The organism is Mycobacterium sp. NGS61 (assembly GCF_059812325.1).
Window position 1 is genome coordinate 26,716 of record NZ_JCALCL010000006.1, and the last position, 17,267, is coordinate 43,982.

Below are 17,267 nucleotides of genomic sequence, written 5' to 3' on the forward strand. Positions count from 1 at the left end.
CCCACGCGTCCTGATGTGTACCTACTCGACCGTGATACCCATCGACCGGGCGGTGCCGGCGATGATCTTGGCCGCGGCGTCGACGTCGTTGGCGTTGAGGTCGGTCTTCTTGGTCTCGGCGATCTCGCGCACCTGGTCCCAGGTGACCTTGGCGACCTTGGTCTTGTGCGGTTCGGCCGAGCCTTTCTGCACGCCGGCGGCCTTGAGCAGCAGCTTGGCGGCGGGCGGCGTCTTCAACGCGAAGGTGAAACTGCGGTCTTCGTAGACCGTGATCTCCACCGGGATCACGTTGCCGCGTTGATTCTCGGTCGCGGCGTTGTACGCCTTGCAGAACTCCATGATGTTGACGCCGTGCTGACCGAGCGCGGGGCCGACCGGGGGTGCGGGATTCGCCTGACCCGCCGTGATCTGCAGCTTGATCAGCCCGACGACTTTCTTCTTCTTCGGGGCCATGAGTTGTCTTCGTTCCTTCCTGAATTGTCTGCCCAGCGGGCTAGATCTTGGAGACCTGGCTGAAGGTCAGTTCCACCGGCGTTTCCCGGCCGAAGATGGAGACCAGCACCTTGAGCTTCTGCTGTTCGGCGTTGACCTCGTTGATGGTGGCCGGCAGCGTGGCGAACGGGCCGTCCATCACTGTCACCGATTCGCCGACTTCGTAGTCGACCTCGACAACGGGACGTTCCAGCCCACCGGTCTCTGTCGCCGCGGCGGTGCTCGCCGCGCCCTTGGCGGCCTTTTTGGCCGACCCCGGCGGCAACAGGAACTTCACCACGTCGTCCAGCGCGAGCGCCGACGGACGCGACGTCGCGCCGACGAACCCGGTCACGCCCGGGGTGTTGCGCACCGCTGCCCACGAGTCGTCGGTCAGATCCATGCGCACCAGGATGTAGCCGGGCAACACTTTGCGGTTGACCTGCTTGCGCTGGCCATTCTTGATCTCGGTGACCTCTTCGGTGGGCACTTCCACCTGGAAGATGTAGTCGCCGACATCGAGGTTCTGCACCCGGGTCTCGAGATTGGCTTTCACCTTGTTCTCGTAGCCCGCGTACGAGTGGATCACGTACCAGTCGCCGGGCTTGGCGCGCAGCTCTTTCTTGAGCGCGGCAGCCGGATCGACGTCTTCCGCAGGAGTCTCTACAACTTCCGGGGCCTCTTGCACGTCGACCGCTTCACCCGCGGACGTGTCACCGTCGAAGGTAGTCACGGTATTGAGTCCTCTCTATTACTTCTCAGCCGAACACCAGCAGCACGAGCTTGCTCAGACCCAGGTCGGTACCGCCTACCAGCGCAACCATGAAGGCCAGGAAGATCAACACCACCGAGGTGTAGGTGATCATCTGCTTGCGATTGGGCCAGATGACCTTTCGCATCTCGGCCACAACCTGCTTGATGTAGTTGTAGACGAACACGAACGGGTTGACCGATGTGGCGGTCTTCGGCTTCTTGGCCTTGGTCTGCTGAGCCGACTTGCCCTTGGCTGTCTTCGACGAGTCTTTCTTGGCCACGTCTTTCTTGGCCGGCTCTTTGGACAGCTCCACTTTGGTCGAGTCGTCGTCGTCGGCCTCCACCGGGCGCACCCGGGACCGCTTGCCCGTGGGCCGCTGTGGCCGCGCCGCGGCCTTGGTCACCACGGCACCACCGTCGCCTGCGGCGTCGTCGGCAACGTCGCCTTCGTCGCTCACCGCGTGCTCCTTCGTTCGTCAACTATTCCGCGCGCCGTACCTGTTCGACGGGTCACTGTTCCAGTGTCCACCATGGCACGGCACACCTGCGGTCCGGCTCCTCGCTCCAGCCGGGCCGGCCTCAGCAGGGGCGACAGGACTTGAACCTGCAACCTGCGGTTTTGGAGACCGCTGCTCTGCCAGTTGAGCTACGCCCCTTTACGGGCTTACACAACTCGCGCGCTCCCCGTGCGGTACTGCGAACCGACGGACAGCGCGCTTGTGATGGGAAAACCCGAGGTCCGAGTGTACATCGACGCAGGTCCCAGATACTAATTACGCGGTCCGGACGACCTGCCCGGTTTCCTTGTCCCACTTGAGCTGGATGGAGTTGTCCCCCTCGTGCCCCATCAGGGTCGTAAACGCCTCCAGCACCAGGTCGCCGTCCTGGTTGTGGCAGAAGTTCTTCGTGACGACGATGTCGGCACCGAAACGTTCGTTGACGGATTCGACGCGCAGGCTGCCGTACAGCTTGTCGCCGACCTTGATCTGCTTGTGGTAGACGAATCTCTGGTCGACCTGCACGATCTGCATCGTCTCAAAACCCACGTCGACGTTGCGGAAGAAATCGTCCTGGATCAGTTTCGCCAGGATCGATACGAAGGTCAGCGGGGCCAGAATCGCGTCGTAGCCGAGCTCGGCGGCCGCGTCCTCGTCGAAATTGGCCCGGGTGTCGCACTTCGTCGACCGTGCGAACTGCCGAACCTGCTCGCGGCCCACCTCGAAGTAGTCGGGGTACTGGAACGTCATCCCACGAATGTCGGTCTTGAGGGCCATCCGCTACGCCAGCTTCGCCGAGGCGATGGCCCGGCCGAAGATCTTCTTGCCACCGGTGGTGGCCGTCAGCGCGATGGTCACCGACTTGCTCTCGGGGTCGACGGACTTCACCCGGCCGCTGAACACCAGCTCAGCGCCCTTGCCGTCGTTGGGAACCGGGACGATGGCGGTGAACCGCACGTTGTACTCGGTAACCGCGCCGGGATCTCCCACCCACGACGTGACGTAACCGCCGCCGATGCCCATCGTCAGCATGCCGTGCGCGATCGCGGTGTCCAACCCGACCATCTTGGCGATCTCGTCGTCCCAGTGAATCGGGTTGAGGTCACCCGAGACACCGGCATAGTTGACCAGATCCTGGCGGGTCAGCGGGTAGATCCGCTCTGGGAGCTGGTCACCCACCTGCACCGAACTGAACTCACGCAGAGCCATCAGAAAATCCCTCTTCTCCGTCCTGACCGGCGCGGCCGGCCAGGGTTGTGTAGGTCTCTTGCACTGTCTCGCCGGCGTCGTTGGTGATGATGTTCTTGGTCACGATGATCTGAGTGCCGTGCGACTCACGCACCGAATCTACGTACACGTCGCAGTACAGCGTGTCGCCCGCCACAATCGGCTTCTGGAATTTCAGGATCTGGTCGATCTGGACGATCTTCTCGTCCGAAATCGCGATGTTGGCGTGGTCAAAGAATGCCGATTGCGCCTTGTATCCAAACACACAGATGAACGTCAGCGGAGCCGCCAGGCCGGAGTAACCCAACTCGGCCGCCGCGTCTTCACCGAAAAACACCGGGTCGTCGTTTTGGACGGCGCTGGCGTATTCGCGAATCTTCTCCCGCTCGACCACGTAATGGTCGGGGTAGCGATAGTGCATCCCGACGATGTCTGCGCTCAAGGGCACGGCTCTTGAACCTACCTAAATCTTCCGGATCAGTGTGAAAATTCCCCGCACGCGTCAACGCGTCTCGCGGTGCCCCTGATGCTTGCCGCAATTCGGGCAGAACTTCTTCAGCTCCAACCGGTCCGGATCGTTACGGCGGTTCTTCTTGGTGATGTAGTTACGGTGCTTGCACACTTCGCACGCCAAAGTGATCTTGGGCCGGACGTCGGTACTGGAAGCCATGACTTTGTTCTCTCAGGTCTCTCTCGAAGTGCCAATGTTGTCTTGTAGCGATGGCCGGACTCGAACCGGCGACCTAACGATTATGAGTCGTTCGCTCTAACCGACTGAGCTACATCGCCTCTGGTACGTGCCGTCCGCCTTGCTCGGCGTCCGCCGAGCCCCCTAACGGAATCGAACCGTTGACCTTTTCCTTACCATGGAAACGCTCTACCGACTGAGCTAAGGGGGCCGTTCACCCGTAGCGACCAGTCGTGCGGTGCGCTCTCAAGGGCCTAAAAGAGGGTACAACCTGGCCCACAGCGTCTCCAAACCGCCGGGCTGCGACAGCGCCGGCCGCGACCCCCGGCCGGGTGCGACCGCCACCGCACTCAGCGCGCTTGCCCGCTCCCCATACTCTGGTGACGTGCCAGATTCGGACCGTCTTTATTTTCGCCAGTTACTCTCCGGTCGCGACTTTGCCGCCGGCGACCCCATCGCGGCTCAGATGCGAAATTTCGCCTACCTGATCGGCGACCGCCAGACGGGCGACTGCGTGGTGGTGGACCCGGCGTATGCCGCCGGCGACCTGGTCGACGCGCTGGAAGCGGACGGCCTGCAGCTGTCCGGTGTCCTGGTGACGCATCACCACCCGGACCACGTCGGCGGCTCCATGATGGGGTTCGAACTCAAAGGGCTGGCGGAGTTACTGGAGCGGGTGAGCGTGCCGGTGCACGTCAACACCCACGAGGCGGTGTGGGTCTCGCGGATCACCGGAATCCCGATGAGCGATCTGACCACGCACGAGCACCGCGACAAGATCAGCGTCGGCGACATCGACATCGAACTGTTGCACACGCCCGGACACACCCCGGGCAGCCAGTGCTTCCTGCTCGACGGACGGCTGGTCGCCGGCGACACGTTGTTCCTGGACGGGTGCGGTCGCACCGACTTCCCCGGCGGCGATTCCGACGAGATGTATCGCAGCCTGCAGCAACTCGCCGGCCTGCCCGGTGACCCGACGGTGTTTCCCGGGCACTGGTACGCGGCCGACCCCAGCGCATCGCTGTCGACGGTCAAGCGCACCAACTACGTGTACCGGCCCGCCAACCTGGATCAATGGCGCATGTTGATGGGCGGCTGAGCGCCGGGCGGCGAACACGGACAATCTTCTGCGCTCGGTCGATACGTCTGGCAGCAATACACAGCAAGCCCCTCTACGATCATCACAGCTACATCCGGTGAGCGAAGGGCGGGTTCCATGGGTTGGGTCCAAGGAAGCTGGCACGGGTTCGAGAACGTGGAGTCCAGTACCTGGTTGGCGTGGGCTGCCTGGGCGGCCCTGGCGCTCGGCGTCGTCGCGCTGATCTTCACCCACCGGCAACTGCAGCGCAATCGCGCGCTGGCCGCCGAAAAGACCCGGCCCTATGTCGCCATGCTGATGGAGCCGCATGTCGCGGACTGGCATGTCATCGAGTTGGTGGTGCGCAACTTCGGGCGCACCGCCGCGTACGACATCCGGTTCAACTTCCCCAACCCGCCCACCGTCGCGGAATACGAGAATGCCTCCGACGGCTACGCCGACGTGGTGGAGCTCCAACTGCCGCGCGAACTGCCTACCCTGGCTCCCGGCCAGGAGTGGCGGATGGTGTGGGATTCAGCGCTCGACCGCGCCGAGATCGGCCATGGTGTCGAATCCCGCTTCGAAGGAACGGTGGTCTACTACGACCGGCCGGAGCAGCCACGTGGCTGGAAGTTCTGGCAGCGCCCGCGTCGCGCGCTGCAGACCAGGGTGGTGCTGGACTGGGACGCCCTGCCGCCGGTGCAGCGCATCGAATTGATGACCACACACGACTTGGCGAAGCGGGAGAAGCAGAAGCTCGAGCTGCTGCGCACCTTGCTGACGTACTTCCACTACGCGAGCAAGGAAACGCGGCCCGAGGTGTTCCGCGGGGAGATCGATCGGATCAACCGCGCCGTGCAGGAGACCCAGGACAGGTGGCGGACCCGGCAGCTCGATGAGCCGACAGACGTCAGCCTGCGCTGGGGTGACGCAGAGAACGAGCTGGGCAAGCACCGCAGTCAACGCGTGTAACAATCGACTCCGTTGCCCCAGCGAAGGAGTCACCCATGAGCGGTCCGGTCGTCTACACCCATGATGAGAGCATCGGGGTCATCCGGATGGACGACGGCAAGGTCAACGCGCTGGGTCCCACCATGCAGCAGGCGCTCAACGACGCGATCGACCAGGCCGACAGCGACAACGTCAAAGCCCTGGTGATCACCGGCAACGAGCGGGTGTTCAGCGGCGGTTTCGACCTGAAGGTGCTGACCTCCGGCGAGGCGCAGCCAGCGATCGACATGCTGCGCGGCGGCTTCGAATTGTCGTATCGGCTGTTGTCCTATCCCAAGCCGGTGGTGATGGCGTGCACCGGTCCGGCGATCGCGATGGGCGCATTTCTGCTGTGCTCCGGTGACCACCGCATCGCCGCGCACGCGTACAACATTCAGGCCAATGAGGTCGCTATCGGCATGGTGATCCCCTGGGCGGCCCTGGAGGTCCTGCAGCTTCGGTTGACCCGGTCGGCTTACCAGCAGGCCACCGGCCTGGCCAAGACGTTCTTCGGGGAGACGGCCCTGGCCGCCGGGTTCATCGACGAGATCGCGTTGCCGGACATGGTGGTCGCGCGTGCCGAGGAAGCCGCGCACGAGTTCGCCCACTTGCACCAGTCGGCGCACGCCGCGACCAAGTTGCGCGCGCGGGCCGACGCGCTCAAGGCGATCCGGGCCGGCATCGACGGGATCGAGAAGGAATTCGGCCTGTAGGTCGCCCGTTACTGGTACTGCCGGAATTTTTCGAGGTATTCCACCCAGTTCCACGTGGACAGGAACGTCTCGGACGCCTGATATCCCTTGTCGTACAACGCTTCAGCGTCCTGGCGTGAGATGCCTAAGTCCAGGAAGTTGACCGCGGTCGAGTCGACGCGGATCGCGCGGGCGCTGACCCAGGGCTGGTTCAGATAGGTCTGGTCATGACCGACGAACATGGTGGTGATCAACTGCTCGAGCAACACCGACGGTGGTCCCAGTAGACGCAACGCGCTCACGCCCGGAATCATCTGGTCGTTGCCTTCGGGCAGATTGGGCACCACCGTGACGCCGAAGGTGGGCCAGCGCGGGGCCTTGCAGTCGAGCCGGTCGAAAGAGTCGATCGGAAAGTTCGACAGCACACCGCCGTCCACCAGGGTCGAGGTGACTCCGGCAGCGCTCGTCAGCGTGACCGGGCGGAAGTAGAACGGAATCGACATCGACGCACGCACCGCGTCGGCGACCAGTTGCTCGTCGGGATCCAGTCCGTACAGCCGTTCGTAGTCCCAGGGCAGCCGCACCAACTGCCCGGTGGTGATGTCGGTGACGGTCACGACCAGTCGGTAGCGGCGCTCGGCACTGATCTGCCGGTCGGTCAAGGCGAGGTCGCCGAACGTCGTCACACCCAGGTTCTTCAGCTCGCTGCGGATCCACTGATGCGCGAAATCGCCGCGATACAAACCACTTTCGCGTAGCAATCCCCAGGCCTGACCGACCACCGGCAGATGCCCGACCGGCCCGCTGTCGCGGAATTTCTGATACGGCAGAGTGAGTGCGATCTCCTTGAGCTGGTCGGTGGTCAGTGTGTCGCCGACGGACGAAGCGGCCAGGATCGATCCGACCAGCGAACCGGCGGAGACGCCGGAGACCCGTTTGACCGCGTATCCGGCGTCCATCAGGGCGACCACGGCCCCGACCAGTCCGACGCCTTTGACGCCGCCACCGGACAACACCAGGTCGACGGGCTTGCGACGCGCCGCCTTGGGCCGCTGCTCGGCCACCTTCTCGTTGGCCATGTCAGTCGTGGGCCGAAGTCCATTGGTAGGGAAGGAATTTCCCATCGAACGTCACCACCACCCGGTCACCTGACGGGTGCGGCTTCTTCTGCAGGTCGACACTGAAGTTGATCGCGCTCATGATGCCGTCGCCGAACTGCTCGTGAATGATCTCTTTCAGCGCGCCGCCGTAGACCTGAAGCGCTTCGTAGAAGCGGTAGATGGTGGGATCGGTCGGCACGGCGGTGGGCAGTCCGCCGCGCATCGGGGGTGCCGCCAGCACCGGTATGGCCGACGCGTCCAGTCCCAGCAACTCGACCAGGATTTTGCCCAGTTCGGCCGGGACGGGGTGCTGACCGAGCAGCGCCGACGTGGTCCACAGCAGCGGTCTGTCGATGGCGTCGGCCAGCTGCTGCCAGCTCACCCCTTTGGCCAGGCGGGCAATCACGATCTGCTCGGTGATCTCGTTTCGGTCCATGGCCCCAGCATGCCCGTATCGATGTCCGGTCGTGGGACCGGTCAGTGCAAAATTTTCAGCGACATCAGGTAAACGCCGCCCAGCGCCAGCAATCCGAGCAGCGGCCAGACCACCACGATCTTGCCCCGGATCGACTGCACCAGCATGACCACCAGCGTGAGCAGTAGTGCGACGGGAACTCCGATCCACATGGTCAGCATCGCCGGGTACACGTGGTAGCTGGCGTCGCAGGCAGAATCGTGGCAGCCGTCGGTGGCCATAGCGAAGAACAGTGAGATCCAGACGGCTACCAGGCCGGCGGCCACCATCGCGGCGTAGAGCAGATAACCGATGACGTTCCAGACGGTCGTGCTGCGCGACCGAGTCCGCGGCTGCGGGTCCGTCGCCTCACCAGCGGCCACGATGGACAACCTCGTCGAACGGCCGTCGGTCCGGTTTGCGGATGGGCCGCAGCGGCCGGTCGGCGGGGTATCCGATGCCGAGCATGAACGCCACGAGGTGATCGTCCGGAACGCCCAGGATCGCCCGCGCTTTGTCCTGGTCCCCCACCGATGAATGCCCGGTGCCGATACCCAGGTCGGTAGCCGCGAGCATCATCGCCATGGTCGCCTGGCCCACGTCGTACTGGTCGATGACTTTTCTGCGCTCGTCCGGCGGAACCGGCACCACGAGCACGATGGCGGCCGCGGCCGATGCGATGTGACCGGCACCCATCCACACGGTCGAAAGTTCTTGCAGCACAGCGCGTTCGGTGACGATGACGAAGTCCCACGGCTGCCGGTTCTTAGCCGACGGCGCCCGCCACCCGGCCTCGGCGATGCGGTCCAGGTCGGTGTCGGACAACGACTCGTTCGTGTACTGACGAACATTTCGCCGCGCGCAGATGGCGTCCCAGGTCTCCATGACCTCATGCTGCCACGCGAGCCGCCCCCAGCGATCGCAAGCGCGGCGAAGCCGCGCGCAGCGGGTCGCGACCAGGCAGTGTCGCAGCGGCGGTCTATGGTGGCCCGCGATGGCGCTTCATCTTCACCGGGCTGAACGGACCGATCTGCTTGCTGACGGTCTCGGCACCCTGCTGACTGTGCCGCCGCCGGACCCGTTCGCCCAGGACCTGGTGTTGGTACCGGCCCGCGGCGTCGAACGCTGGTTGAGTCAGCGTCTGTCCCACCGGTTGGGCGCGGGGCCGGATCGCGGCGACGGCGTGTGCGCCGGGGTCGCTTTCCGCAGCCCGGCTTCACTGATCGCTGAACTCACCGGCACCACCGACGACGACCCGTGGTCGCCGGAGGCCATGACCTGGCCGCTCCTGCAGGTGATCGACTGCTCGCTGGACCAGCCGTGGTGTCGCACTCTGGCAAAGCATCTGGGTCACTTCGACGTTGGCGACGAGGCCGAGTTGCGCCGGGGGCGCCGGTACGCGGTCGCCCGCCGGCTGGCCGGGCTTTTCGCGTCCTACGCCCGGCAACGTCCCGGTCTGCTCGTCGACTGGCTGGACGGCGATGTGGGTGACCTCGAGAATGATCTGTCCTGGCAGCCCGAACTGTGGCGGGCCCTGGTGGCGATCATTCCCGCCGATCCGCCGCACGTCCGGCACGCCACAACGCTTGCTCGCCTGCACGGCGGTCCCGCCGGTCTACCAGCCCGGTTGTCTCTGTTCGGGCACACCCGGCTGGCGTGCACCGACATCGAACTGTTGGAGGCGGTCGCCACCCATCACGAGCTGCACCTGTGGCTGCCACACCCCAGCGATGAGCTGTGGCGGTCCCTCGCCGGCCGGCACGGTGCGATACCGCGGCGCGCGGACACCAGCCACCGCACGGTCGGCCACCCGTTGCTGGCGACCTTGGGTCGGGATCAGCGCGAGCTGCAACGCGGGCTGCCTGACCACCCCGCCACCGACGAGGCGCTGAGCGGTCCCGACCGGCCGGCCACGCTGCTCGGTTGGCTACAGGCCGATCTGGCCGCCAATGCTGTCCGGCCGGCAGGTCGCACGCTGGCCGACGACGACCGCTCGGTTCAGGTGCACAGCTGCCACGGCCCGGCCCGCCAGATCGACGTGTTGCGCGAGGTGCTGCTCGGGCTGCTCGCTGAGGACCCGACGCTGGAGCCGCGCGACATCCTGGTGATGTGTCCTGACATCGAGACCTACGCGCCGTTGATCGTGGCCGATTTCGGCCTCGGTGACGTGGTCGACAATCTGCATCCCGCGCACCGCCTGCGGGTGCGTCTCGCCGACCGCTCTCTGCTGCAGACGAATCCGCTGCTCGGCGTCGCATCGGAATTGCTGTCGTTGGCCGGGGGCCGGGCCACCGCCAGCGAGGTCCTCAATCTCGCCCAGGCCGCTCCGGTGCGCGCCCGGTTCGGGTTCGGCGACGACGATCTGGAGGACATCACCGGCTGGGTGCGGCAGTCCAACATCCGGTGGGGTTTCGATCAGGAGCATCGCCGACCGTTCGGCGTCGACTTCGTGCACAACACTTGGCGGTTCGGCGTCGACCGGATCCTGGCTGGTGTCGCGATGTCCGAGGCTTCGCGCGCCTGGATCGATTCGACGCTGCCGCTGGACGATGTCGGCAGCAACCGCACCGAACTGGTCGGCAAGTTCGCCGAGTTCATCGATCGGTTGCAGCGCGTGGTCGACTCGCTGACCGGCACCCGGCCACTGCGGGAGTGGTTGGCCGCCCTGTCCGGCGGCATAGCGTTGCTGACCCGCACCGAGGATGCTGACGCCTGGCAGACCAACCAGATGCAGAGCGAATTCGCCGACGTGCTTCGCACCGCGGGCGACCGGTCGGAGACCTCGCTGCAACTCACCGACATCCGCGCACTGCTGCAGCGTCACCTGGCCGGGCGTCCCACCCGCGCCAACTTCCGGACCGGCACCCTGACCGTGTGCACCATGGTGCCGATGCGTTCGGTCCCCCACCGGGTGATCTGCCTGGTCGGTCTGGATGACGGCGTGTTCCCCCGACTCGGTGTCGTAGACGGCGACGACGTCCTGGCTCGCCGCCCGTTGACCGGCGAACGCGACATCCGTTCCGAGGACCGTCAACTGCTGCTCGATGCCATCGGCGCGGCGACCAGCCATCTGGTCATCACCTACACCGGCGCCAACGAACACTCGGGTCAACGCCGACCGCCCGCGGTGCCGCTGGCAGAACTGCTCGACACCCTGGATATGACGACCAGCGCGCAGGTCCGCTCTCGGATAGTGGTCGAACATCCTCTGCAGCCCTTCGATGTCCGCAATGTGCAACCGGGCCGACTGGTGGCCGGGGTGCCGTTCAGCTTCGATCCGACCGTGCTGCGGGCGGCCCGGTCGGCCGCCGGAATACGGGGCCCGCAACCGAAGTTCATCGACGGACCGCTGCCCCAACCCCCACCCGCTGACGTCGTCCTGGCCGATCTGGTCGACTTCTTCAAAGATCCGGTCAAAGGATTTTTCCGCGCGCTCGTGTACACGCTGCCGTGGGACGTCGACGGCGTCCAGGACGCGATGCCGGTCGATATCGACGATCTCGAGGCATGGACGGTCGGCGACCGGATGCTGAACGACATCCTGGGCGGCATGGAACCGGACGAGGCGCGCAATGCGGAGTGGCGTCGCGGCACCCTGCCGCCCGGGCAGCTCGGCTGGCGCAAGGTGACCGAGATCCGCGGCCAGGCGGCATTGCTGGCCGATGCAGCACGCGGCTATCGTCGCGGCGACGCGAGGGCCTACGACATCGACGTCGACCTCGGCTCCCGGCGCCTGACCGGCACGGTGCCGCAGGTGTTCGGCGATCGGCTGGTGCCGGTGAGGTATTCCAAAATCGGTGGCAAGCACCTGATCGAGTCGTGGATCCTGTTGTTGGCCCTGCTCGCTCACGCACCGGACCGGGACTGGTCGGCGGTGTGCATCGGCCGGCCGAAGCGCGGGACGACCCCGCGGGAGGAGGGCTTGGGGCGCCCGCAGGAGGTGGCGCCCGTCGAGGTGCTACGGGAGCTGGTCGCGATCTACGATGCCGGGCGCCGGGAGCCTATTCCGTTGCCGGTCAAGACTTCCTACGCGTGGGCGGCGGCCCGTCTCAGTCGCGAAGACCCGGTGACAGCGGCCCGGTACCGGTGGAAGTACGAGGTGGATGAGCCGGCTCAGGTGCAAGCCTGGGGCAGGAACGCGCCGCTGACCCGGCTGATGCAACCGCTGCGGCCCGGTGAGGAATGCGGTGCCGAGGACAACCGCCTGGGCGCCTTCGCCGCTCGCGTGTGGCTGCCCATGCTGCGCGCGGAAAGGCCGCCGGGGTGATGCAGGCATTCGATCTCTTGGGCCCGCTGCCCGCTGAGCGATCCACCACCGTGCTGGAAGCCAGCGCCGGCACCGGCAAGACGTTCGCGCTGGCCGGCTTGGTCACCCGCTATCTGGCCGAGGGCCGGGCCACCCTCGATGAGATGTTGCTTGTCACGTTCGGCCGGGCGGCCAGCCTGGAACTTCGCGAGCGCGTTCGCTGCCAGATCGTTGATGCGCTGCGCGCCTTCGACGATCCGGCGGCCGGCGACAACGAACTGGTGCAACACCTGGTGCAGGGCAGCGAGGAGGAGCGCCGCGAGCGCCAGCAACGGCTGCGCGACGCGCTGGCCGGCTTCGATGCAGCGACCATCGCCACCATCCATCAGTTCTGCCAGCTGGTACTGAAATCGCTCGGGGTAGCCGGCGATACCGATGCGGGTGTCACGCTGGTCGAAGACCTCGACGAACTGGTCACCGAGATAGTCGACGATCTCTACCTGGCGCATTTCGGCCGGGTGCGCAATGCTCCCGCACTGACCTATTCCGACGCACTGCGCATTGCGCGCAACGTGGTCAACAACCCGTGCACGCAGCTTCGCCCGCTCGACCCGCAGCCGGGCACTCCGGCCGCATCGCGGGTGGATTTCGCGAAAGATGTGCTGGCCGAATTGGAGAAGCGCAAACGGCGGCGCGGCATACTCGGCTACGACGACCTGCTCAGCCGGTTGGCCGAGGCGCTGGACGCCGAGGAGTCGCCGGCCCGCGCCCGCATGCACCAACGCTGGCCCATCGTCATGGTTGACGAGTTCCAGGACACCGATCCGGTGCAGTGGCAGGTACTCGAACGTGCATTCAGCGGGCGGTCCACGCTGATCCTGATCGGCGACCCGAAACAGGCGATCTACGCCTTCCGTGGCGGTGACATCGTCACCTATCTTCGTGCGGCACGGACGGCGGGCGACAGACGGACGCTGGCCACCAACTGGCGCAGCGACCGGGCGCTCGTCGATCGCCTGCAGGCCGTGTTGGGTGGTGCCGAACTCGGTGACCCCGCCATCGTGGTCCACGAGGTGCAGGCGTATCACCAGGGCCACCGTCTGGCCGGGGCCCCCAGGAACGATCCGTTCCGGCTTCGGGTCGTACAACGGAACACGCTGGGCCGCAGCGGTGTTCAGAACCTGCCGATCGACGTCCTGCGGGAACACATCGGCCGCGATTTGGCCGCTGACATCGGCGCGCTGTTGGCGAGCGGGGCGACCTATGACGGTCGGCCGATCGCGGCCCGCGACGTCGCGGTGATTGTCGAGACGCACAAGGACGCCCGCGCCTGTCACCGCGCACTGACCGAGGCAGGCATCCAGGCGGTGTACACCGGTGACTCGGACGTGTTCAGCTCGGCGGCCGCCGACGACTGGTTGTCCCTGTTGGAGGCGTTCGATCAGCCGCACCGGCCCGCCGTGGTCCGCGCTGCCGCTGCGACGATGTTCTTCGGTCACACGGCAGCCGATCTCGCTGCCGGTGGTGATGCGCTGACCGACCGGGTGGCCGACACCCTGCGGGAGTGGACGGACCACGCCCGGGAGCGCGGCGTCGCCGCGATCTTCGAGGCCGCGCAGCGCAACGGCATGAGCGACCGCGTGCTGTCGTGGCATGGTGGTGAGCGGCACATGACCGACCTGGCGCACGTGACCCAACTGTTGCAGGAGATTGCCCACCGCGAGCGCTATTCGCTGCCCGCACTGCGGGACTGGCTGCGCGACCAGCGTGACGAGCGGGGTGGTGCCAGCGAACGCAAACGCCGGATCGACAGCGATGCCGCCGCCGTCCAGATCATGACGGTGTGGGTGAGCAAGGGTCTGCAGTACCCGGTGGTGTATCTGCCGTTCGCGTTCAATCGCAATATCCGAGAACGCGACCTGGTGTTGTTCCACGACCAGGGTGTGCGCTGTCTGCATGTCGGTGGCAGGGACAGCCCGGATTTTCCCGTCGTCGAACAGCTGGGCAGCAAGGAAGCTGCCAACGACGACAGCCGGTTGACCTACGTCGCGATGACCCGAGCCCAATCGCAGGTGGTGGCCTGGTGGTCGCCGGCGTTCGACGAACCCAACGGTGGTCTGTCGCGGCTGTTGCGCGGGCGGCGGCCCGGAGAAACGGTGGTTCCGGACCGTTGCACGCCCGCGAAGATCAGCGACGAGGATGCCTGGGCCCGCCTGCAGGAATGGGAGACCGCGGGCGGGCCGGTCGTGGAGGAATCCGTGATCGCCTCGGTCCCAACGATGTCCGAACCGGCGCCGCCGTCGGATCTTGGGATCCGGCACTTTCATCGCCCGATCGACACCGCGTGGCGGCGTACCTCTTACTCGGGGCTCATCCGGGTCACCGAGAAGACGGCAGCCACGGGTGTGAGCAGTGAACCGGAGACCACCGAGCTCGATGACGAAGCCGGTGACATCCCCCTCGTTGCTGCGGCACCCGCATCGGAGGTGCCCTCACCCATGGGTGCGCTGCCCACCGGTGCCAGGTTCGGCACGCTGGTGCACGCGGTCTTGGAAACCACCGATCCGTTGGCGGTCGACCTCGCCGGTGAGCTCGAGGCACAGATCCAGACGCACTCGGTGTGGTGGCCGGTGGAGGTGCCCACCGGTGAATTGGCTGCGGCCCTGGTCCCGATGCATGACACTGCGCTGGGTCCGCTGGCCGACGGTTTGACGCTGCGGCAGATTGGTCTGCCGGATCGGTTGCGAGAGTTGGACTTCGAGTTCCCGCTGGCCGGTGGCGATGGTCGCGGCACCGCGACTGATATCCGGCTCTCCGATGTCGGACTGCTGCTGCGGTCGCATCTTCCTGCCGACGATCCGCTGGCCTCCTATGCCGACAGGCTCAGCGGTGAAGCGCTGGGCGGGCAGTCACTGCGCGGATATCTGAGTGGTTCGATCGATGCCGTGCTGCGCATCCCCGCCGGCGGGGGGCATCGCTACCTGATCGTCGACTATAAAACCAATTGGTTGGGCGATCCAGACCGACCGCTGACCGCCGCGGACTACACGCCGACGCGCATGGCCGCGGCAATGCTGCATTCCGATTACCCGCTGCAGGCATTGCTGTACAGCGTTGTGCTGCACCGGTTTCTGCGCTGGCGGCAACCGCGATACGATCCGCAGCGGCATCTCGGTGGCGTGCTGTATCTGTTTGTGCGCGGGATGTGTGGCCCCGCCACGCCGGTGATGGACGGCCATCCGGCTGGGGTGTTCAGCTGGGCGCCGCCGGTCGCGCTGGTGACGGCGTTGTCCGATCTGCTCGACGCGCGCCGGGAGATGGCATGACGAATCCGTCGGAAATTCTCGACCCCACCGACCGTCGGCAGGCTGTCAGCGCGACCGGCCTGCTGCGCTCCTTCAACTACGCCGGCGTCATCGAATCCGCGGATGTCCATGTGGCGCAACGGCTCACGACGATGTCGGGGGAAACCAATCCGTCCGTCGCGCTGGCGATCGCGTTGGCGGTCCGGGCGCTGCGCGGTGGCTCGGTGTGTGTCGACCTGACGTCGGTCGAAGCCCAGGTGGGCGTCCCCGACCTGCCTTGGCCCAGTGCAGTCGACATGATCGCGGCCGTGCTGGCCAGCCCGCTGACCCAAAGTCCGACGGCGCTACGGGTTTACGACGACCGTCTGTTGTATCTGGACAGATACTGGCGCGAGGAACAGCAGGTCGCCCAGGACTTCACTGCCCTGCTGGCCGCTCGCAGTTCGCAACATCCGCCCGGCATTGAGCGGTTGTTCCCGTCCGGCTACGAAGAACAGCGGGCGGCCGCACGCATTGCCCTCGGGCAGCGCCTCACGGTCCTCACCGGAGGACCGGGGACGGGAAAGACGACCACGGTGGCCCGGTTGCTGGCGCTGTTCGCCGAACAGGCGGAGCGGGACGGCAGGCCGCGGCTGCGCATCGCTCTGTCGGCACCGACGGGCAAGGCGGCCGCCCGGCTCAACGAGGCGGTGCAACTGGAGATCGACAAGTTGGATGCTGCTGACCGGCAACGCGTCTCGGGCCTGCGGGCAACCACCTTGCACCGCCTGTTGGGTAGCCGTCCGGATACATCGTCGCGTTTCCGGCATCACCGCGGCAACCGGTTGCCCCACGATGTGATCGTCGTCGACGAGACCTCGATGGTGTCGCTGACGATGATGGCGCGCCTGCTGGAGTCGGTGCGCCCGCAGGCGCGGCTGCTGCTGGTGGGTGACCCGGATCAGCTGGCTTCGGTGGAAGCCGGTGCGGTACTGGCCGACCTGGTCGACGGGCTCGGCCCGCGCGACCACGCCCTGGCGGCGTTGCAGACCTCGCACCGGTTCGGTGAATCGATCGGCGAGCTGGCGTCGGCGATCCGGTCGGGTGACGCCGACCTCGCCATCGACGTGCTCCGGGCGGGCGGGGATCACATCGAGTGGCTGGCCACCGACGACGCTCCTGAGCGGCTGCGAAATGTGCTGGTGCCACACGCGGTTCGGTTGCGCCAGGCTGCCGTGCTCGGCGATGCACGAGCCGCGCTGGCCACGCTTGACGAACATCGGTTGTTGTGCGCGCACCGGCGCGGGCCGTTCGGGATCGCGCACTGGAACCGTCAGGTCGAACGGTGGCTGGCCGAGGCGACGGGCGAGTCGATCTGGTCGTCGTGGTATCCCGGCCGGCCGGTGCTCGTCACCGCCAATGACTATGGGCTCGGCGTGTACAACGGCGACATCGGGGTGACGGTGCTGAACAGCGAGGGCCAGCTACGGGCCGTCATCGCCGGCGCCGGCGGTTTGCTCGACTTCGCAAGCAGCAGGCTGTCGGACGTCGAGACTCTGCATGCCATGACCATTCACAAGAGCCAGGGTAGCCAGGCCGACGAGGTGACTGTGCTGATGCCGCAGGAGGATTCGCGGCTGCTCACCCGGGAGCTGTTCTACACCGCGGTCACGCGCGCCAAGAAGAAGGTGCGGGTAGTCGGCGGCGAGGCCACGGTTCGTGCCGCCATCGAGCGGCGCGCAGTGCGGGCCAGTGGGTTGGCGCTTCGGCTACGGGCCACTTAG

General features: G+C 66.1%; 16 protein-coding genes, 3 tRNA genes and 1 pseudogene. 6 read left to right on the top strand and 14 right to left on the bottom strand.

From position 1 onward, the window contains the following. Nucleotides 1-21: 21 nt before the first annotated feature. The 10 genes from rplK to AC5Y3Z_RS14360 all read right to left on the bottom strand — a co-directional run bounded on the left by rplK (nucleotide 22) and on the right by AC5Y3Z_RS14360 (nucleotide 3,847). Nucleotides 22-453, bottom strand: a complete 432-nt coding sequence (rplK, locus tag AC5Y3Z_RS14315) for a 50S ribosomal protein L11 (RefSeq protein WP_463825760.1) — start codon at nucleotides 451-453, stop codon at nucleotides 22-24. 40 nt (nucleotides 454-493) lie between these two features. Further along, a complete protein-coding gene (nusG, locus tag AC5Y3Z_RS14320; protein WP_463825759.1) occupies nucleotides 494-1,204 on the bottom strand; it encodes a transcription termination/antitermination protein NusG in 711 nt (236 codons plus the stop codon). A 25-nt stretch (nucleotides 1,205-1,229) separates the two neighbouring features. Next, on the bottom strand, nucleotides 1,230-1,682 hold the full coding sequence (gene secE / locus AC5Y3Z_RS14325) for a preprotein translocase subunit SecE (RefSeq protein WP_463825758.1): 453 nt from the start codon (nucleotides 1,680-1,682) through the stop codon (nucleotides 1,230-1,232). 125 nt (nucleotides 1,683-1,807) lie between these two features. Then, nucleotides 1,808-1,880, bottom strand: a tRNA-Trp gene (locus AC5Y3Z_RS14330). A 117-nt stretch (nucleotides 1,881-1,997) separates the two neighbouring features. Continuing rightward, nucleotides 1,998-2,498, bottom strand: coding sequence for a (3R)-hydroxyacyl-ACP dehydratase subunit HadC (gene hadC / locus AC5Y3Z_RS14335; RefSeq protein WP_473139354.1), 501 nt, complete (start codon nucleotides 2,496-2,498; stop codon nucleotides 1,998-2,000). A gap of 3 nt (nucleotides 2,499-2,501) precedes the next feature. Beyond that, on the bottom strand, nucleotides 2,502-2,930 hold the full coding sequence (gene hadB / locus AC5Y3Z_RS14340; RefSeq protein WP_463825756.1) for a (3R)-hydroxyacyl-ACP dehydratase subunit HadB: 429 nt from the start codon (nucleotides 2,928-2,930) through the stop codon (nucleotides 2,502-2,504). Beyond that, nucleotides 2,917-3,396, bottom strand: coding sequence for a (3R)-hydroxyacyl-ACP dehydratase subunit HadA (gene hadA, locus AC5Y3Z_RS14345; RefSeq protein WP_463825755.1), 480 nt, complete (start codon nucleotides 3,394-3,396; stop codon nucleotides 2,917-2,919). Before hadA ends, hadB begins: the two co-directional genes overlap by 14 nt. 54 nt (nucleotides 3,397-3,450) lie before the next feature. Next, on the bottom strand, nucleotides 3,451-3,618 hold the full coding sequence (gene rpmG, locus AC5Y3Z_RS14350; RefSeq protein ID WP_036352522.1) for a 50S ribosomal protein L33: 168 nt from the start codon (nucleotides 3,616-3,618) through the stop codon (nucleotides 3,451-3,453). A 45-nt stretch (nucleotides 3,619-3,663) separates the two neighbouring features. Continuing rightward, a tRNA-Met gene (locus tag AC5Y3Z_RS14355) sits at nucleotides 3,664-3,737 on the bottom strand. Nucleotides 3,738-3,774: 37 nt separating this feature from the next. Further along, nucleotides 3,775-3,847 (bottom strand) — tRNA-Thr (locus AC5Y3Z_RS14360). A 174-nt stretch (nucleotides 3,848-4,021) separates the two neighbouring features. Here AC5Y3Z_RS14360 and AC5Y3Z_RS14365 point away from each other — a divergent pair. The 3 genes and pseudogenes from AC5Y3Z_RS14365 (at nucleotide 4,022) to AC5Y3Z_RS14375 (ending at nucleotide 6,420) form a co-directional block, all read left to right on the top strand. Next, on the top strand, nucleotides 4,022-4,738 hold the full coding sequence (locus AC5Y3Z_RS14365; protein ID WP_463825754.1) for an MBL fold metallo-hydrolase: 717 nt from the start codon (nucleotides 4,022-4,024) through the stop codon (nucleotides 4,736-4,738). A 117-nt stretch (nucleotides 4,739-4,855) separates the two neighbouring features. Then, nucleotides 4,856-5,688 (top strand): annotated as a pseudogene (locus AC5Y3Z_RS14370) (DUF8453 domain-containing protein); the annotation flags it as partial. A gap of 36 nt (nucleotides 5,689-5,724) precedes the next feature. Next, a complete protein-coding gene (locus AC5Y3Z_RS14375; RefSeq protein ID WP_473139500.1) occupies nucleotides 5,725-6,420 on the top strand; it encodes a crotonase/enoyl-CoA hydratase family protein in 696 nt (231 codons plus the stop codon). An 8-nt stretch (nucleotides 6,421-6,428) separates the two neighbouring features. On the opposite strand, the gene AC5Y3Z_RS14380 is transcribed toward AC5Y3Z_RS14375, so the two are convergent. The 4 genes from AC5Y3Z_RS14380 to AC5Y3Z_RS14395 form a co-directional block, all read right to left on the bottom strand. Continuing rightward, nucleotides 6,429-7,478 carry a patatin-like phospholipase family protein gene (locus AC5Y3Z_RS14380; RefSeq protein ID WP_473139355.1) on the bottom strand — a complete coding sequence of 350 codons (1,050 nt, stop codon included), beginning with the start codon at nucleotides 7,476-7,478 and terminating at the stop codon, nucleotides 6,429-6,431. 1 nt (nucleotide 7,479) lies between these two features. After that, a complete protein-coding gene (gene cynS, locus AC5Y3Z_RS14385) occupies nucleotides 7,480-7,935 on the bottom strand; it encodes a cyanase (protein ID WP_473139356.1) in 456 nt (151 codons plus the stop codon). 41 nt (nucleotides 7,936-7,976) lie between these two features. Next, nucleotides 7,977-8,243, bottom strand: coding sequence for a hypothetical protein (locus tag AC5Y3Z_RS14390; RefSeq protein WP_463825982.1), 267 nt, complete (start codon nucleotides 8,241-8,243; stop codon nucleotides 7,977-7,979). A gap of 79 nt (nucleotides 8,244-8,322) precedes the next feature. Beyond that, the gene (locus AC5Y3Z_RS14395) at nucleotides 8,323-8,838 is read right to left on the bottom strand and encodes a nitroreductase family protein (RefSeq protein ID WP_473139357.1); all 516 of its coding nucleotides are present in this window, start codon (nucleotides 8,836-8,838) and stop codon (nucleotides 8,323-8,325) included. 109 nt (nucleotides 8,839-8,947) lie between these two features. Here AC5Y3Z_RS14395 and recC point away from each other — a divergent pair, with 109 nt between their 5' ends. The 3 genes from recC to recD are packed head-to-tail and all read left to right on the top strand — an operon-like array spanning nucleotide 8,948 to nucleotide 17,267. Continuing rightward, a complete protein-coding gene (gene recC / locus AC5Y3Z_RS14400) occupies nucleotides 8,948-12,220 on the top strand; it encodes an exodeoxyribonuclease V subunit gamma (RefSeq protein WP_473139358.1) in 3,273 nt (1,090 codons plus the stop codon). Beyond that, on the top strand, nucleotides 12,220-15,525 hold the full coding sequence (recB, locus tag AC5Y3Z_RS14405) for an exodeoxyribonuclease V subunit beta (protein ID WP_473139501.1): 3,306 nt from the start codon (nucleotides 12,220-12,222) through the stop codon (nucleotides 15,523-15,525). Before recC ends, recB begins: the two co-directional genes overlap by 1 nt. Then, nucleotides 15,522-17,267 (top strand): exodeoxyribonuclease V subunit alpha, encoded by a 1,746-nt coding sequence (gene recD, locus AC5Y3Z_RS14410; protein WP_473139359.1) that lies wholly within the window; start codon nucleotides 15,522-15,524, stop codon nucleotides 17,265-17,267. Before recB ends, recD begins: the two co-directional genes overlap by 4 nt.

Excerpts from the sequence above, each read along its gene's own strand:
- rplK (WP_463825760.1), bottom strand. The coding sequence starts at position 453 with ATGGCCCCGAAGAAGAAGAAAGTCGTCGGGCTGATCAAGCTGCAGATC.
- hadC (WP_473139354.1), bottom strand. The coding sequence starts at position 2,498 with ATGGCCCTCAAGACCGACATTCGTGGGATGACGTTCCAGTACCCCGAC.
- hadB (WP_463825756.1), bottom strand. The coding sequence starts at position 2,930 with ATGGCTCTGCGTGAGTTCAGTTCGGTGCAGGTGGGTGACCAGCTCCCA.
- rpmG (WP_036352522.1), bottom strand. The coding sequence starts at position 3,618 with ATGGCTTCCAGTACCGACGTCCGGCCCAAGATCACTTTGGCGTGCGAA.
- AC5Y3Z_RS14375 (WP_473139500.1), top strand. The coding sequence starts at position 5,725 with ATGAGCGGTCCGGTCGTCTACACCCATGATGAGAGCATCGGGGTCATC.
- AC5Y3Z_RS14380 (WP_473139355.1), bottom strand. The coding sequence starts at position 7,478 with ATGGCCAACGAGAAGGTGGCCGAGCAGCGGCCCAAGGCGGCGCGTCGC.
- cynS (WP_473139356.1), bottom strand. The coding sequence starts at position 7,935 with ATGGACCGAAACGAGATCACCGAGCAGATCGTGATTGCCCGCCTGGCC.
- AC5Y3Z_RS14390 (WP_463825982.1), bottom strand. The coding sequence starts at position 8,243 with ATGGTGGCCGCCGGCCTGGTAGCCGTCTGGATCTCACTGTTCTTCGCT.
- AC5Y3Z_RS14395 (WP_473139357.1), bottom strand. The coding sequence starts at position 8,838 with ATGGAGACCTGGGACGCCATCTGCGCGCGGCGAAATGTTCGTCAGTAC.
- recC (WP_473139358.1), top strand. The coding sequence starts at position 8,948 with ATGGCGCTTCATCTTCACCGGGCTGAACGGACCGATCTGCTTGCTGAC.
- recB (WP_473139501.1), top strand. The coding sequence starts at position 12,220 with ATGCAGGCATTCGATCTCTTGGGCCCGCTGCCCGCTGAGCGATCCACC.
- recD (WP_473139359.1), top strand. The coding sequence starts at position 15,522 with ATGACGAATCCGTCGGAAATTCTCGACCCCACCGACCGTCGGCAGGCT.